At 71.6% G+C, this 14,147-nt stretch carries 12 protein-coding genes and 3 tRNA genes; 7 read left to right on the forward strand and 8 right to left on the reverse strand.

The genetic code is table 11. The features are described 5' to 3' along the window. The first annotated feature begins 39 nt into the window (after nucleotides 1-39). From purD to ACIGDI_RS38165, 4 genes are all read left to right on the forward strand, one after another. Nucleotides 40-1,290, forward strand: coding sequence for a phosphoribosylamine--glycine ligase (purD, locus tag ACIGDI_RS38150; RefSeq protein WP_399906704.1), 1,251 nt, complete (start codon nucleotides 40-42; stop codon nucleotides 1,288-1,290). A gap of 368 nt (nucleotides 1,291-1,658) precedes the next feature. Then, a complete protein-coding gene (locus ACIGDI_RS38155; protein ID WP_399906767.1) occupies nucleotides 1,659-3,407 on the forward strand; it encodes a hypothetical protein in 1,749 nt (582 codons plus the stop codon). A gap of 168 nt (nucleotides 3,408-3,575) precedes the next feature. After that, nucleotides 3,576-5,078: a N,N-dimethylformamidase beta subunit family domain-containing protein gene (locus ACIGDI_RS38160; protein ID WP_399906705.1), complete on the forward strand. Its 1,503-nt coding sequence runs from the start codon at nucleotides 3,576-3,578 to the stop codon at nucleotides 5,076-5,078. 107 nt (nucleotides 5,079-5,185) lie between these two features. Then, complete coding sequence (locus ACIGDI_RS38165) at nucleotides 5,186-6,085, forward strand: phosphoribosylaminoimidazolesuccinocarboxamide synthase (RefSeq protein WP_399906707.1); 900 nt, start codon at nucleotides 5,186-5,188, stop codon at nucleotides 6,083-6,085. Nucleotides 6,086-6,128: 43 nt separating this feature from the next. On the opposite strand, the gene ACIGDI_RS38170 is transcribed toward ACIGDI_RS38165, so the two are convergent. The 8 genes from ACIGDI_RS38170 to ACIGDI_RS38205 all read right to left on the reverse strand — a co-directional run bounded on the left by ACIGDI_RS38170 (nucleotide 6,129) and on the right by ACIGDI_RS38205 (nucleotide 10,619). Then, nucleotides 6,129-6,204 (reverse strand) — tRNA-Gly (locus ACIGDI_RS38170). 23 nt (nucleotides 6,205-6,227) lie between these two features. Beyond that, entirely contained in the window at nucleotides 6,228-6,842 is a 615-nt protein-coding gene (locus ACIGDI_RS38175; protein WP_399906709.1) for a response regulator, read from the reverse strand. Continuing rightward, nucleotides 6,839-8,092 carry a sensor histidine kinase gene (locus tag ACIGDI_RS38180; protein ID WP_399906711.1) on the reverse strand — a complete coding sequence of 418 codons (1,254 nt, stop codon included), beginning with the start codon at nucleotides 8,090-8,092 and terminating at the stop codon, nucleotides 6,839-6,841. The genes ACIGDI_RS38175 and ACIGDI_RS38180 overlap by 4 nt, the downstream gene beginning before the upstream one ends. Beyond that, nucleotides 8,089-8,868 carry an ABC transporter permease gene (locus ACIGDI_RS38185; RefSeq protein WP_399906712.1) on the reverse strand — a complete coding sequence of 260 codons (780 nt, stop codon included), beginning with the start codon at nucleotides 8,866-8,868 and terminating at the stop codon, nucleotides 8,089-8,091. Before ACIGDI_RS38185 ends, ACIGDI_RS38180 begins: the two co-directional genes overlap by 4 nt. Next, complete coding sequence (locus ACIGDI_RS38190; RefSeq protein ID WP_399906714.1) at nucleotides 8,865-9,797, reverse strand: ABC transporter ATP-binding protein; 933 nt, start codon at nucleotides 9,795-9,797, stop codon at nucleotides 8,865-8,867. Before ACIGDI_RS38190 ends, ACIGDI_RS38185 begins: the two co-directional genes overlap by 4 nt. A 142-nt stretch (nucleotides 9,798-9,939) precedes the next feature. Further along, nucleotides 9,940-10,012 (reverse strand) — tRNA-Gly (locus ACIGDI_RS38195). 81 nt (nucleotides 10,013-10,093) lie between these two features. After that, nucleotides 10,094-10,165, reverse strand: a tRNA-Gly gene (locus tag ACIGDI_RS38200). A 136-nt stretch (nucleotides 10,166-10,301) separates the two neighbouring features. Beyond that, a complete protein-coding gene (locus ACIGDI_RS38205; RefSeq protein ID WP_200699669.1) occupies nucleotides 10,302-10,619 on the reverse strand; it encodes an Lsr2 family protein in 318 nt (105 codons plus the stop codon). Nucleotides 10,620-10,899: 280 nt separating this feature from the next. Here ACIGDI_RS38205 and purS point away from each other — a divergent pair, with 280 nt between their 5' ends. The 3 genes from purS to purL are packed head-to-tail and all read left to right on the forward strand — an operon-like array spanning nucleotide 10,900 to nucleotide 14,095. Next, nucleotides 10,900-11,163 (forward strand): phosphoribosylformylglycinamidine synthase subunit PurS, encoded by a 264-nt coding sequence (gene purS / locus ACIGDI_RS38210; protein ID WP_058924447.1) that lies wholly within the window; start codon nucleotides 10,900-10,902, stop codon nucleotides 11,161-11,163. Next, nucleotides 11,160-11,840, forward strand: coding sequence for a phosphoribosylformylglycinamidine synthase subunit PurQ (purQ, locus tag ACIGDI_RS38215; protein WP_200699670.1), 681 nt, complete (start codon nucleotides 11,160-11,162; stop codon nucleotides 11,838-11,840). The genes purS and purQ overlap by 4 nt, the downstream gene beginning before the upstream one ends. Next, nucleotides 11,837-14,095, forward strand: coding sequence for a phosphoribosylformylglycinamidine synthase subunit PurL (purL, locus tag ACIGDI_RS38220; protein WP_399906717.1), 2,259 nt, complete (start codon nucleotides 11,837-11,839; stop codon nucleotides 14,093-14,095). The genes purQ and purL overlap by 4 nt, the downstream gene beginning before the upstream one ends. The last annotated feature ends 52 nt before the right edge of the window (nucleotides 14,096-14,147 follow it).

Genomic DNA, 14,147 nt, shown 5'->3' on the forward strand with positions numbered 1-14,147 from the left:
CCCGGAACCCCGCACAAAAACCCCGTTAGGCTGACCCCCGTGAAGGTCCTCGTCATCGGTAGCGGCGCCCGCGAACACGCCCTGTGCCACTCCCTGTCCCACGACCCCGACGTCACCGCCCTGCACTGCGCTCCCGGCAACGCCGGCATCGCCGAGGTGGCCGAGCTGCACGAGGTCGACGCCCTCGACGGCAAGGCGGTGTCCGCGCTGGCCGAACGGCTCGGCGCCGACCTGGTGGTGGTGGGCCCGGAGGCCCCGCTCGTCGCCGGGGTCGCCGACGCCGTGCGCGAGGCGGGCATCCCGGTCTTCGGCCCCTCCGGGGAGGCCGCGCAGATCGAGGGCTCCAAGGCCTTCGCGAAGGACGTGATGGCGGGGGCCGGCGTCCCCACGGCCCGCTCCTACGTCTGCACGACGCCGGACGAGGTCGACACAGCCCTCGACGCCTTCGGCGCGCCCTATGTCGTCAAGGACGACGGCCTCGCCGCAGGCAAGGGCGTCGTCGTCACCCCCGACCTCGACACCGCCCGCGCCCACGCCAACTCCTGCGAGCGCGTCGTCATCGAGGAGTTCCTGGACGGCCCCGAGGTCTCCCTCTTCGCCGTGACCGACGGCCGGACGGTCCTCCCGCTCCAGCCCGCCCAGGACTTCAAGCGCGCCCTCGACGGCGACGAGGGCCCGAACACGGGCGGCATGGGTGCGTACTCCCCGCTCCCGTGGGCCGACCCGAAGCTGGTCGAGGAGGTGCTGCAGACGGTCCTGCAGCCGACCGTCGACGAGATGCGCCGCCGCGGCACCCCCTTCTCCGGCCTTCTCTACGCGGGCCTGGCGATCACCTCCCGCGGCGTCCGGGTCATCGAGTTCAACGCCCGCTTCGGCGACCCGGAGACCCAGGTGGTCCTGGCCCGCCTGAAGACCCCGCTGGCCGGCGTCCTGCTGGCCGCGGCGAACGGCACCCTCGCCGATCTGGAACCCCTGCGCTGGAGCGACGACGCCGCGGTCACCGTGGTCGTCGCCTCGCACAACTACCCCGGCACCCCGCGCACCGGCGACCCGATCACCGGCCTCGACGAGGTGGCCGCCGAGGACGCCCCGCACGCGTACGTCCTGCACGCCGGCACCAGGCGCGACGGCGACGCGGTCGTCAGCGCCGGCGGCCGGGTCCTGTCCGTGACGGCGACCGGCAAGGACCTCGCCAAGGCCCGCGAACGCGCGTACCGGGCGGTCTCCCGCATCCGCCTGGACGGCTCCCAGCACCGCACCGACATCGCGGCCAAGGCGGCGGGCGCCTGACGCCCGTATGCCCCTGGGCCCGTATGCCGGGTGAACCCCGCAGGCCCCGCGTCCGTCTTCGGATGCGGGGCCTGCGTCATGTCCCCCACCACCGCCCTTCTTCGAATCTGAGTCAAGAACAGGGGCCTGATCGTCGCTTTCCGTCATCCACCTCTGACCAAAGCCATTCCATCGAGTGACCGCTCCCCCATCCGGCTGACGGGGGCCGAGGGCCCAACTAGGGTGCGGCGCAAGCGTTCCGGCACTTGGCCCACCGGCATTGCGATGTCAGTGACGGGTGCCACAGTGGGGGAGTGACCAAAGCCAGGACAGCAGGGCATTCAGGACAGCTGGCGAGGGGGTGAGATCCGGTGGTGACCGGTACCGGCATGGGTGTGGAAGCGGGGGCGCAGGCCGCGCGCTCGAGGGCTCTCGCCGTGCTGCGCATCCGCAGCCGCGCGCTGGCCGTGGCGCTGCTGCCCGCGGCGGTCGCCGTGATCCTGCTCGCCGGCGACTCCACCGGCCATCTCGTGGGCCCGTTCTGGCACGCCGTCCGCTGGGTGGTGACCCCCGTCGCCGTCCTCGTGCTGCTCGCCGCCGGAGTCATCGCCCTGGTCGTCGCCCGGGCCCGCCCGGCCGTGACCCCGACCGTCCCCGTTCCGGAGGACTCGGCGCCGGACCTGTACAGAATGGTGCGCGACCTCGCCGACCGCCTGGACGTGCCGGCTCCCTCCGCGATAGCGCTCACCCCGGACTGCGACAGCTGGCTGGAGGACCGCACCCACCCCTCCCACGGCCCGCCCGCGCACGAGAACCGCGACGAGATAGCGGGCGTCCGCACCGCGCACCGCCGGGCGGCCACGGCCCCCGTCCTGGTCATCGGCTCGCCGTTCCTGTGGTGGATGCGCGTCGGCGAACTGCGCGCGGTCCTCGCCCCGGTGGTCGCCGGTACGGGTCCCTCGGCCCACCCGGACATAGCCGCCGCCCGTCGCTTCGTGCGCGGGCTGGACGCCGCGGTGGCCGTCGCCTCCACACCCGCCCGCTGCCCGCTGACCCGGGGTGTCTGCGCCGGACTCGGCGCGGTCGCCCGCCTGCTGCTCCGCAGCTGCCGGGAGCACGCGGCGCTGATGGAGCGTGGCGTCGCGGCAGCGGCGGCGGAGCGTGCACAGGCTGTGGACTACGGCCTGCGCATCGTCGCCCAGGAGCAGGTGGGCCTGGCCTACGCGGGCTGGGACCGCCTCCTGACCCGCGTGGCGCTGCCCGCGTGGCGGATGGGCCGCTGGCCGTCGCGGCTGGACGCGGGGGTGGTGGCGGCCCTGACGGAGCTGTCCCGCCGTGACCGCCTGGCCGAGGGGTTCGCCTCCCGTCTGGGCGAGCGGCCGGCCTGCGACCTGCTGGAGGAGCCCGGCGCGGTCGACGAGGTCGTCTCCCTCCTCGCCGCCCGGCTCTTCCACGGCGGGCCCGCGGAGACCGGCCCCGACTGGTCCCCGGTGGACTGGCACGAGTACCCGGAGGAGGTCGTGGACCGCAAATGGCGCACGGACGCGGCCCGCCTGCACCGGGTCCTGGACACCCTCGGCGTCACCCGCTCCACGGATCCGGCGGTCCCCGCCCCGGACGGTCCCACCCTGACCCGGGTCCTGGCCCACCTCTCGACACCCCCGGGCCCGGCCCCCATTCCCTCGGAGAGTGAGGGAACCGCGCCCGGCTCTCCAGAGCCCCACGAGGGCGAGGACGAGCCCGAGGCCGAGAACGAACGCGCGGCCGCCCTCGCCGCGGCCCTCACCGCCCAGCTCGCCCGGGAAGAGGCCGCCCCCGCTCCCCGGCCCACCGCCGCCGACCTCGCGCCCTGGGACGACATGGCACTGCCGCTCTTCCCGCTCCAGCCGCCCCGCACGGCCCGCGAACTGCTCACCGACCACGTCACCGCGATGGTCTGCTGCGCCGCGATGGACACCGCCGGCGCGAGCCCGGGCCTGGACTGGCTGGACGGCCCCACCCTCCTCATCGACGGTGACCGTGCCACCGACCTCACCCCCCGGGTCCTCAGCCTCGTCGAGGACGGTGACCCCGGCCCCCTGCGGGACTGGCTGCGGGAGTCCGGCATACGCCCGGAGAAACCCGTACGGCTGGTCTGACCCCGCCCTCCCCGCCGTACCGGAAGGGGCTGTTCCACTTTCGGCCAATTCGCAACGAACTGTGACCACCTGCGTGCGTAATGTGATGTGCTGGGACCGATCGGGCACATGGCAAGGGCTTGCGGCACAGGACACGCGACCACGGGGGCACGAGGGAGGGGAGCGATCATGGAATCGGAGCGATCGGAGCAGATCCGCCGCTGGGAGTCCGGAGCGCTGGCGCACGCCGTCACCGATCCCTTCGGCCAGGGCCCGGTCCCCTGGCTGCGCGGCAACGTCACCTACTTCGACGACACCGGCCAGGTCGTCCCCTGGTACGTGGACGGCCAGGCCCACCCCCCGACGCCCGGCACCCCCCGGGTCCCGGGCCCGCGGAGCGCCGGCGGCCCACGCTCCGCCGACGACGTCCACCGCCAGATCAAGGGCTTCATCTCCACCGGCGCGGTCGCCCCGGGCCAGGCCGTCGACTTCCACATCACGGTCGACCCGCCCCAGGAGTTCGCCGTGGACATCTACCGCATCGGCCACTACGGCGGCGACGGCGCTTCCAAGATCACCACCAGTCCCCGTCTCTCCGGCATCGTGCAGCCCCCACCGCTCACCGCCGACCGCACGGTCTCCTGCCACCACTGGTGGCTGTCCTGGCGGCTGCAGATCCCGGCCCAATGGAGCATCGGGGCGTATGTGGCCGTCCTGACCACCCTCGACGGCTACCGCTCCCACATCCCCTTCACGGTCCGCGACAACCACCCCGCCGACCTGCTCCTCCTCCTGCCCGACGTGACCTGGCAGGCGTACAACCTCTACCCGGAGGACGGCCGCACCGGCGCCAGCCTGTACCACGCCTGGGACGAGCAGGGCCGTCTCCTCGGCGAGTCCGACGCGGCGACGACCGTCTCCTTCGACCGCCCCTACGCCGGCGCCGGCCTCCCCCTCCACGTGGGCCACGCCTACGACTTCATCCGCTTCGCCGAGCGCTATGGCTACGACCTCGCCTACGCCGACGCCCGCGACCTGCACGCGGGCCACGTCGACCCCACCCGCTACCGGGGCCTGGTCTTCCCCGGGCACGACGAGTACTGGTCGGCGAACATGCGCCGCACCGTCGAGATCGCCCGCGAGAACGGCACGTCCCTGGTCTTCCTCTCCGCCAACACCATGTACTGGCAGGTGGAGTTGGGGCCGTCCCCGTCCGGGGTGCCCGACCGTCTGCTGACCTGCCGAAAACGCAAGGGCCCCGGCAAACCCGTCCTGTGGCGGGAGATCGACCGCCCCGAGCAGCAGGTGGTCGGCATCCAGTACGCGGGCCGGGTCCCCGAGCCCCATCCCCTGATCGTCCGCAACGCCGACCACTGGCTGTGGGAGGCGACCGGCGCGCACGAGGGCGACCCGATCGAGGGCCTGGTCGCGGGCGAGGCCGACCGCTACTTCCCGCGTACCCCGCTGCCCGACCACGAGGACCGCATCCTGCTGGCGCACTCCCCGTACACCGACTCCGAGGGCGTCCTGCGCCACCAGGAGACCTCGCTCTACCGCGCCCCCTCCGGCGCCCTGGTGTTCGCGTCGGGGACCTTCGCGTGGTCGCCCGCCCTGGACCGTCCGGGCCACGTCGACCAGCGCGTCCAGCGCGCCACCGCCAACCTCCTGGACCGAGTCTGCAAACGTGACTGAGCTCACGTACGCCCACGTCACCGCCCCTCCAGAGCCCACCCCACCCCCTGGGCGATCCCCGGCATACGGGAGAATCGAGCCATAGGACAGAACTACGGGGAGGAACCGTGTCCGGATTCGTAGAAAAGCCCGAGCCGCTTCAGGTTCCGGGCCTGGTTCACCTCCACACCGGCAAGGTGCGCGAGCTCTACCAGAACGAGGCAGGCGACCTCGTGATGGTCGCCAGCGACCGCATCTCCGCCTTCGACTGGGTGCTGCCGACCGAGATCACCGACAAGGGCCGGGTCCTGACCCAGCTGTCCCTGTGGTGGTTCGACCAGATCGCCGATCTGATCCCCAACCACGTGCTGAGCACCGAACTGCCGGCCGGCGCCCCCGCCGACTGGGCCGGCCGGACGCTCGTGTGCAAGTCGCTGCGGATGGTCCCGGTGGAGGCGGTCGCCCGCGGCTACCTGACCGGATCGGGCCTGCTGGAGTACAACGACTCCCGCACGGTCTGCGGTCTCGCCCTCCCCGAGGGCCTGGTCGACGGCAGCGAGCTGCCCGTCCCGATCTTCACCCCGGCGACCAAGGCCGAGGTCGGCGAGCACGACGAGAACGTCTCGTACGAGGAGGTCGCCCGCCGCGTCGGCGCCGACACCGCGGCCCAGCTGCGGCAGGCCACCCTCGCCGTCTACGGGCGCGGCCGGGACATCGCCAGGGACCGCGGCATCATCCTCGCGGACACCAAGTTCGAGTTCGGCTTCGACGGCGACACCCTGGTCCTCGCGGACGAGATCCTCACCCCGGACTCCTCCCGGTTCTGGCCCGCCGACCAGTGGCAGCCGGGCCGCGCGCAGCCGTCGTACGACAAGCAGTTCGTGCGGGACTGGCTGACCTCGCCGGAGTCCGGCTGGGACCGCAGGAGCGAGCAGCCTCCGCCGCCGCTGCCGCAGCAGGTCGTGGACGCGACGCGGGCGAAGTACATCGAGGCGTACGAGCGTCTGACGGGCACGAGCTGGAGCTGACCGCATGACGAAGGCCCCGGTCGATCGACCGGGGCCTTCGTTGTGGAGCGGACGACGAGGCTCGAACTCGCGACCTCAACCTTGGCAAGGTTGCGCTCTACCAACTGAGCTACGTCCGCAGTGCGCCGTGGCGCGACGCCAACTATACCCAACCTCTCTCCCGTGCGAGTCGCACGGCCGCGTGACGGTTCTCCGCACCGAGCTTCGAGACGGCCGACGACAGGTAGTTGCGTACGGTCCCCTGGGACAGCGCGGCCCGCTCGGCGATCTCCGCGACGGGCGCCCCGTCGGCGGCCAGTTCCAGCACCTCTGCCTCCCGGGTGGTCAGCGGGGAGTCCCCGGCGGCGATGGCGTCGGCGGCCAACTCGGGGTCCACGTAGCGCTGTCCGGAGTGCACGGTCCGGATGATCTCCGCGAGGCGCTGGGCGCTCACCGTCTTGGGGACGAACCCGCGCACCCCCGCCGCGAGGGCCCGCTTGAGGTGCCCGGGCCGCCCGTGACCGGTCACGATCAGTACCCGGCAGCCCGGCAGTTCGGCCCGCAGGGATGTGGCGACCTTCACACCGTCGGCGCCCGGCATCTGCAGGTCCAGCACGGCCACGTCCGGTTCGTGCGCCCTGGCCATCGCCAGTGCCTCCGGTCCGCTCGCCGCCTCGGCGACGACCACGAGGTCGTCCTCCAGCGCGAGCAGCGCGGCCAGCGCACCCCGGATCAGATGCTCGTCGTCGGCGAGCAGCAGTCGTACGGGAGCGGTCATGCCGTGACCTCTCGCACGCTCACGGGCACTTCGGCCACCACCCGGAACAGGTCTCCTCCGATGAGGCCGGCCTCCAGGGTGCCGCCCACCGCCGACAGCCGCTCCCGCAGCCCCGCCAGCCCCGATCCGCCCGCACCCGCGGGAGCCGAGGCCCCGTCGTTCTCCACGGTCAGCACCACTCGTCCTTCTTTCACCGTCAGCACGACCGCGCACCGTGTGGTGTCGCCGTGCCGCAGCACGTTCGTCGTCGCCTCGCGCACAACCCAGCCCAGCGCCGACTGCACCTCCGGAGCCAGTTCCGCGGCCGCTCCGCGCACCTCGCACTCGATTCCGGCCGCGCTCAACACACCCTGCGCACCCGCGAGTTCGATCCCCAGGTCGGCCTTGCGGTATCCCCGGACGACCTCCCGCACCTCCCGCTGCGACTCCTGGGCGATCCGCTGCACCTCGATCATCTGCTCGACGGCCTCGGGCCGTCCGCGCCGCGCCAGCTGCACCGCCAGCTCGCTCTTGAGCGCGATGACGGCCAGGTTCCGTCCCACCACGTCGTGCAGGTCACGCCCGAACCGCAGCCGCTCCTCGGCGACGGCGAGCCGTGCCTCGACCTCGCGGGCCCGCTCCGCCTCCCACAGCACGGACAGGGTCCAGGCACCGCAGCGGCAGGCGAGCAGCGAGAAGAGCGCGCCGAAGACGGTCAGGACCCCGATCATGACGATCCCGGCGGGCTCGCGGTCGACGCAGCCGAACGCGGCCATCAGCGCCACGGCGAGCGCGGCGGACCGGCGCAGGAACACCCGCACGGGCGCCACCAGCCCGTACAGCAGCCCGAAGGGCAGCAGTGCGGCGCCGGTGAAGAGCCGGACGGCCACCGGGTCGGCGCCGTCCAGCGAGGCCAGCACCAGCGTCAGCGCCAGCGCCAGGGCGAGCAGTACGGCGGCGGGGCGCAGCGCGCGGGGCGGAAGAGGGGCCCGGCCCAGGTAGTGGTCGAGCACGGACCGGGTGCGCCGGTTGGCCTCGACGCACTGCAGGGCGCCGACGAGGAGCAGCAGAGTGCCGACGACCAGCGGTCCCGGCCGCCGTGCCAGCGCGCCCACCAGGGGCAGCGCGAGCCAGGACACGGAGAACAGCCAGGTCGTGACGTACCAGGTGATCACGCTCTGCAGCTCGACCCGCTCGGCCTTGCTCCGCTCCCGCCAGTGGCGCCGCTGCCATCCCCGTATCCGCCCGAGCACGGCTCCCCCGTCCGTCAACGCCGAGGCTCCCAGCGGAACCACCGTCGTACAGCAAACACCGCCGCCACGAGCCAGGCCAGTGCGATCGCCACGGAGGCCAGGGCCTCGGCGGCGCTGAGCCGTCCGGTGAACCCGCCGCCCACCAGCCGGACCGCCGGGGACAACGGCAGCAGCGCGCACACGGAGGCGAGCCGGTCCGGCAGGGCCGCGGCCGGGATCGCGATGCCCGAGCCCACCATCGACACCAACACCAGCGGCAACGCGGTGACCTGGGCGCTCTCCACGGTCCGGGTGAAGGAGGCGGTGAGCGCGGCGAGCGCGGCGCACAGCGCCAGACCGGCGAGGACACCGAGCACGGTCAGATACGGCGCCCGCGGTGCCCCCGCGTCGAGGAACAGCACGCAGCCGAGCGTCAGTACCAGTGACTGGGCGAGGCCCAGGCACGCGGTGGGCAGGGCGGTGCCGATGAGGATCTCGGTGTCGCCGAGTTCCCCGGTCCGCAGCCGCTTGAGGACGAGTTCCTCCCGGCGGGCGACGAAGGCGCCGACCAGGCCGGTGTAGACCGAGAACAGGAACGCGAAGCCGATCGCCGCCGTCAGCATCACCGTGCCGGCGTTCAGCCCCGACCTCTCCAGATTCATCCCGTCGAGCGCGGGCTTGACACTGAACGGCAGCGCCAGCGGCACCAGCAGAGCCGTGGCCACCGCACTGCGGTTGCGCCCCAGCAGCGTCAGCTCGGCCCGGGCCAGGGCCCGCAGCCGCCGCCCGGCCGGCACGAGGACCAGCGCGTTCATGCCGCCACCCCCTGCGCGCGGGCGATCCCGAGGAACGCCTCCTCCAGCGAGGCCGACCGCACATCGAGCCCCGGCAGCTCCACCCGCTCCCCCTGGGCCCACACCAGCAGTGCGGTGGCCGCCCGCTGCAGCTCCCGGGTCCGCAGCCGTACGACCCTGCCGTCCAGCTCGTGCCCGCACACCCCCAGTTCGCCGAGGGGCGGCAGGTCGCCCAGGAAGTAGCCGTCGGGCAGCCGGAAGGATATGCGGGCCGGCTGCCCGGCCGTCACCTCGGCGGGCGTGCCGCTCGTCGCGATGCGTCCCTCGTGCAGGATGGCCAGCCGGTCGGCGAGGCCCTCGGCCTCCTCCAGGTAGTGCGTGGTCAGCAGTACCGTCGTGCCCGCCTCGCGCAGCGCCCGTACCAACTCCCAGGTGTCCCGGCGCCCTTCGGCGTCGAGGCCGGTCGTCGGCTCGTCCAGGAACAGCACCTCGGGCTCGCCGAGCAGCGCGAGTGCCAGGTCCAGCCGGCGCCGTTCACCCCCGGACAACTGCTTCACGCGTACGCCGGTCCGCCCCGCGAGCCCGACCAGCTCCAGCGCCTCGCTCTCCGGCCGGGCCCCGCTCACGCACCCCGCCCACATCCGCGCGGTCTCGGCGACGGTCAGCTCGGACGGAAAACCGCCCTCCTGCAGCATCACGCCCGTGCGGGGCCGCACGGCGGCCCGGTTCTCGTACGGGTCGTGCCCGAGCACCCGCACCCGGCCACCGGCCGGCCGCGCGAGCCCCTCCAGCAGTTCCACCGTCGACGTCTTGCCCGCGCCGTTGGTGCCGAGCAGCGCGAAGATCTCGCCGCGGTCCACGGAAAAGGTGATTCCGCGCACGGCCTCGAACCCGCCCCCGTACACACGCCGCAGGTCAGTGACCTCAATCACGTGTTCGTTCGTGTCCATGTCCCCAGCGTCCCCGCGCCCAGGACCGGTGAGCAGTGCGCACCGTCATTGCTCGGCATGACAAATGTCAGACGGAGGTGGCCTTGTGGGGGACGCGGACATGAAAAAGCCCCTCGGCCGAAGCCGGGGGGCTAGTTTCCAGAGCGGACGACGAGGCTCGAACTCGCGACCTCAACCTTGGCAAGGTTGCGCTCTACCAACTGAGCTACGTCCGCATTGCCTCCGACCGGCTCCCACCGATCGGCGCGAGCACCAGCCTACCTGATCCACAACAGTGGTCCGGACCGGCGGTGCAGAGCGGGTGACAGGAATTGCACACTGCGCCTTCCCCCTGGAAGGGGGATGTTCTGCTACTGAACTACACCCGCATGTACTCCGTGAGGTGGGCCTTTCGGCCTTGCCCCTCGGCGTGCTCCAGACTCTAGCCGACCCGGAGGGGTGCAGCGCAAGTCGGTTCTCCCGAGGGGCGGCTGACCGGCCGTCGGCCCGGGGCGGTTCCCTCGGCTACTGGGCCTCGCCGAACGCCTCGTAGACCTTCTTGGGAATGCGCCCGCGGGCCGGGACGTCCATCTTGTTGGCCTGCGCCCAGGCGCGGACGGCGGCGGGGTCGGGGGCGACCTCGGTCTGCCGGTAGGTCTTGCCCGACTTCGACCGCTTGCGGCCGGCCTCCACGTAGGGCTCGAGCGCCTTACGCAGTTTCTCGGCATTGGCTTGATTCAGGTCGATCTCGTACGACTTGCCGTCTAGTCCGAAGGCGATCGTTTCCGCCGCTTCCGAGCCGTCGATGTCGTCAAAGAGAGTGACCACGACCTTCTGCGCCACGAATATCGGTCCCTTCATTCGGCACGTGCCAAATTATTTGTACAGTGCCCGGCAAAGCATTGTGAAGCCCGACTAAATCCTTTGGCGTGTCCGAGCGCAATAGGTACCGGGTGCGGATCCCGGAAATTTTGGTGAACAAGACGCCGTGCGGCCGATCGTGACCGTGGTCACGTAGATTCCTACAAGTCAACGCGCGTAGAAATTTCGTGCGGGTAGTCTGAAGACGCCTGTCGGAGACACCTTCAGGAACCTGCTCAGCACCACACCATCGGGAGTGCCAGTGGCACGCGTCGTAGTCGACGTCATGCTCAAGCCGGAGATCCTCGACCCCCAGGGCCAGGCGGTCCAGCGCGCACTGCCGCGACTGGGTTTCGAAGGCATCTCCGATGTACGTCAGGGAAAGCGATTCGAACTGGAAGTTGACGGCCCGGTCGACGAGGCGGCGCTCGCCCGCATCCACGATCTTGCGGAATCCTTCCTGGCCAACACCGTGATCGAGAACTTCACCGTGCGGATCGAGGAAGTCGCGGAGGCCGCGAAGTGACCGCTCGTATTGGCGTCGTCACTTTCCCGGGCAGCCTGGACGACCGGGACACCCAGCGCGCGATCCGCCTCGCGGGCGCCGAACCGGTCGCCCTCTGGCACAAGGACAAGGACCTCCACCAGGTGGACGCGGTCGTCCTCCCCGGTGGTTTCTCCTACGGCGACTATCTGCGGGCCGGCGCCATCTCCCGCTTCTCGCCGGTGATGGAGACGGTCATCGAGCAGGCGAAGGCCGGGCTGCCGGTCCTCGGCATCTGCAACGGCTTCCAGATCCTCACCGAGGCCCACCTCCTGCCGGGCGGCATGCTCGGCAACGACCACCTGCACTTCATCTGCCGCGACCAGAAGCTGCGGGTGGAGAACGCGGAGACGGCCTGGACCGTGGACTACGAGGCGGGCCAGGAGATCCACATCCCGCTGAAGAACATGGACGGCCGTTACGTCGCCGACCGGTACACGCTGGACAAGCTGGAGGCCGAGGGCCGCGTGGCCTTCCGCTACCTGGACTTCAACCCCAACGGCTCGCTCAACGACATCGCCGGCATCACCAACGAGGCCGGGAACGTCGTGGGCCTCATGCCGCACCCCGAGCACGCCACCGAGCCGCTGATCGGCACGGGCCGCACCGACGGCCTCCCCTTCTTCACCTCGATCCTCAAGAAGCTGGTCAACGCATGAGCAGGACGCCTCTGGACACGGTCGAGAACGCGGCCGCGACCCCCGACGTCGAGCTGCCCTGGGCCGAACTCGGCCTGAAGAAGGACGAGTACGAGCGGATCGTCGAGATCCTCGGCCGCCGGCCCACCGGCGCCGAGCTCGCCATGTACTCCGTCATGTGGTCCGAGCACTGCTCGTACAAGAGCAGCAAGGTCCACCTGCGCCAGTTCGGCGAGAAGGCCCCGCAGTCCGACGCGCTGCTCGTCGGCATCGGCGAGAACGCGGGTGTCGTCGACGTCGGCCAGGGCTACGCGGTCACCTTCAAGGTCGAGTCGCACAACCACCCGTCGTACGTCGAGCCCTACCAGGGCGCGGCCACCGGTGTCGGCGGCATCGTCCGCGACATCATCGCGATGGGCGCCCGCCCGGTCGCGGTCGTGGACCCGCTGCGCTTCGGTGCCGCCGACCACCCCGACACCAAGCGCGTGCTGCCGGGTGTCGTCGCGGGCATCGGCGGCTACGGCAACTGCCTGGGCCTGCCCAACATCGGCGGCGAGGTCGTCTTCGACGCCTGCTACCAGGGCAACCCGCTGGTCAACGCCGGTGCCATCGGCGTGATGCGGCACGAGGACATCCACCTCGCGAAGGCGTCCGGCGCCGGCAACAAGGTCATCCTCTACGGCGCCCGGACCGGCGGCGACGGCATCGGCGGCGCCTCGATCCTGGCCTCCGAGACCTTCGACGACGCCAAGCCGTCCAAGCGCCCCGCCGTGCAGGTCGGCGACCCCTTCCAGGAGAAGCTCCTCATCGAGTGCACCCTGGAGGCGTTCAAGGAGAAGCTGGTCGTCGGCATCCAGGACCTCGGCGCGGCCGGTCTGTCCTGCGCCACCTCCGAGCTCGCCTCCAACGGCTCCGGCGGCATGCGCGTCACCCTGGACGACGTACCGCTGCGCGACTCCACGCTCTCGCCCGAGGAGATCCTCATGAGCGAGTCGCAGGAGCGCATGTGCGCGGTCGTGGAGCCGGAGAAGGTCGACCGCTTCCTGGAGATCTGCGAGAAGTGGGACGTCATCGCCACCGTCATCGGTGAGGTGACCGACGGCGACCGCCTGGAGATCTACTGGCACGGCGGCAAGATCGTCGACGTCGACCCGCGCACCGTCGCCCACGACGGCCCGGTCTACGAGCGCCCCTACGCCCGCCCGTCCTGGCAGGACGAGCTGCAGGCGGACGACGCGAACAAGCTGCCCCGGCCGTCCTCGAGCGACGAGCTGAAGGCCCAGGTCCTGAAGCTGGTGGCGTCCCCGAACCAGGCGTCCAAGAAGTGGATCACCTCGCAGTACGACCACTTCGTGCAGGGCAACACGGTGCTGGCCCAGCCGGAGGACTCCGGCATGATCCGCATCGACGAGGAGTCCGGCCTCGGCGTCGCCATCGCGACCGACGGCAACGGCCGGTACGCCAAGCTCGACCCGTACACCGGTGCCCAGCTGGCGCTGGCGGAGGCGTACCGCAACGTCGCCACCACCGGCGCCAAGCCGCTCGCCGTCTCCGACTGCCTGAACTTCGGCTCGCCCGAGGACCCGGCCGTCATGTGGCAGTTCGCCGAGGCCATCCGTGGTCTCGCCGACGGCTGCCTGCAACTCGGCACCCCGGTGACCGGCGGCAACGTCTCGCTCTACAACCAGACGGGCGAGGCCGCCATCCACCCGACCCCCGTGGTCGCGGTCCTCGGCGTCATCGACGACGTGGCCCGGCGCACCCCGGTCGCCTTCCAGGAGGAGGGCCAGCTGCTGTACCTCCTCGGCGACACCCGCGAGGAGTTCGGCGGCTCGGCCTGGTCGCAGGTCGTCCACGACCACCTCGGCGGCCTGCCGCCCAAGGTCGACCTGGAGCGGGAGCGGCTGCTCGGCGAGATCCTGATCTCCGCCAGCCGCGACGGCATGATCGACTCGGCGCACGACCTGTCCGACGGCGGTCTGATCCAGGCGGTCGTGGAGTCGGCGCTGCTCGGCGGCAAGGGCGCGCGTCTGGTCGTACCGGACGGCCTGGACGCGTTCACCTTCCTCTTCTCCGAGTCGGCGGGACGCGCGGTCGTCGCCGTGCCGCGCTCCGAGGAGCTCCGCTTCAACGACATGTGCGGCGCTCGCGGCCTGCCCGTGACCCGCATCGGTGTCGTCGACGGCGAGTCGGTGGAGCTCCAGGGCGAGTTCGAGCTCTCCCTGGAGGAGCTGCGCCGGGCGCACGAGGAGACCATCCCCGCGCTGCTGAAGTAGGCGCCCGTACGACGCCGAAGGCCCCGCCCGTGACGAACGGGCGGGGCCTTCG

Source organism: Streptomyces sp. NPDC085900 (assembly GCF_044540925.1).
In the GTDB taxonomy this organism is placed as follows: Bacteria; Actinomycetota; Actinomycetes; order Streptomycetales; family Streptomycetaceae; genus Streptomyces; species Streptomyces gilvifuscus.

Excerpts from the sequence above, each read along its gene's own strand:
- ACIGDI_RS38155 (WP_399906767.1), top strand. The coding sequence starts at position 1,659 with ATGGGTGTGGAAGCGGGGGCGCAGGCCGCGCGCTCGAGGGCTCTCGCC.
- ACIGDI_RS38160 (WP_399906705.1), top strand. The coding sequence starts at position 3,576 with ATGGAATCGGAGCGATCGGAGCAGATCCGCCGCTGGGAGTCCGGAGCG.
- ACIGDI_RS38175 (WP_399906709.1), bottom strand. The coding sequence starts at position 6,842 with ATGACCGCTCCCGTACGACTGCTGCTCGCCGACGACGAGCATCTGATC.
- ACIGDI_RS38185 (WP_399906712.1), bottom strand. The coding sequence starts at position 8,868 with ATGAACGCGCTGGTCCTCGTGCCGGCCGGGCGGCGGCTGCGGGCCCTG.
- ACIGDI_RS38190 (WP_399906714.1), bottom strand. The coding sequence starts at position 9,797 with ATGGACACGAACGAACACGTGATTGAGGTCACTGACCTGCGGCGTGTG.
- purL (WP_399906717.1), top strand. The coding sequence starts at position 11,837 with ATGAGCAGGACGCCTCTGGACACGGTCGAGAACGCGGCCGCGACCCCC.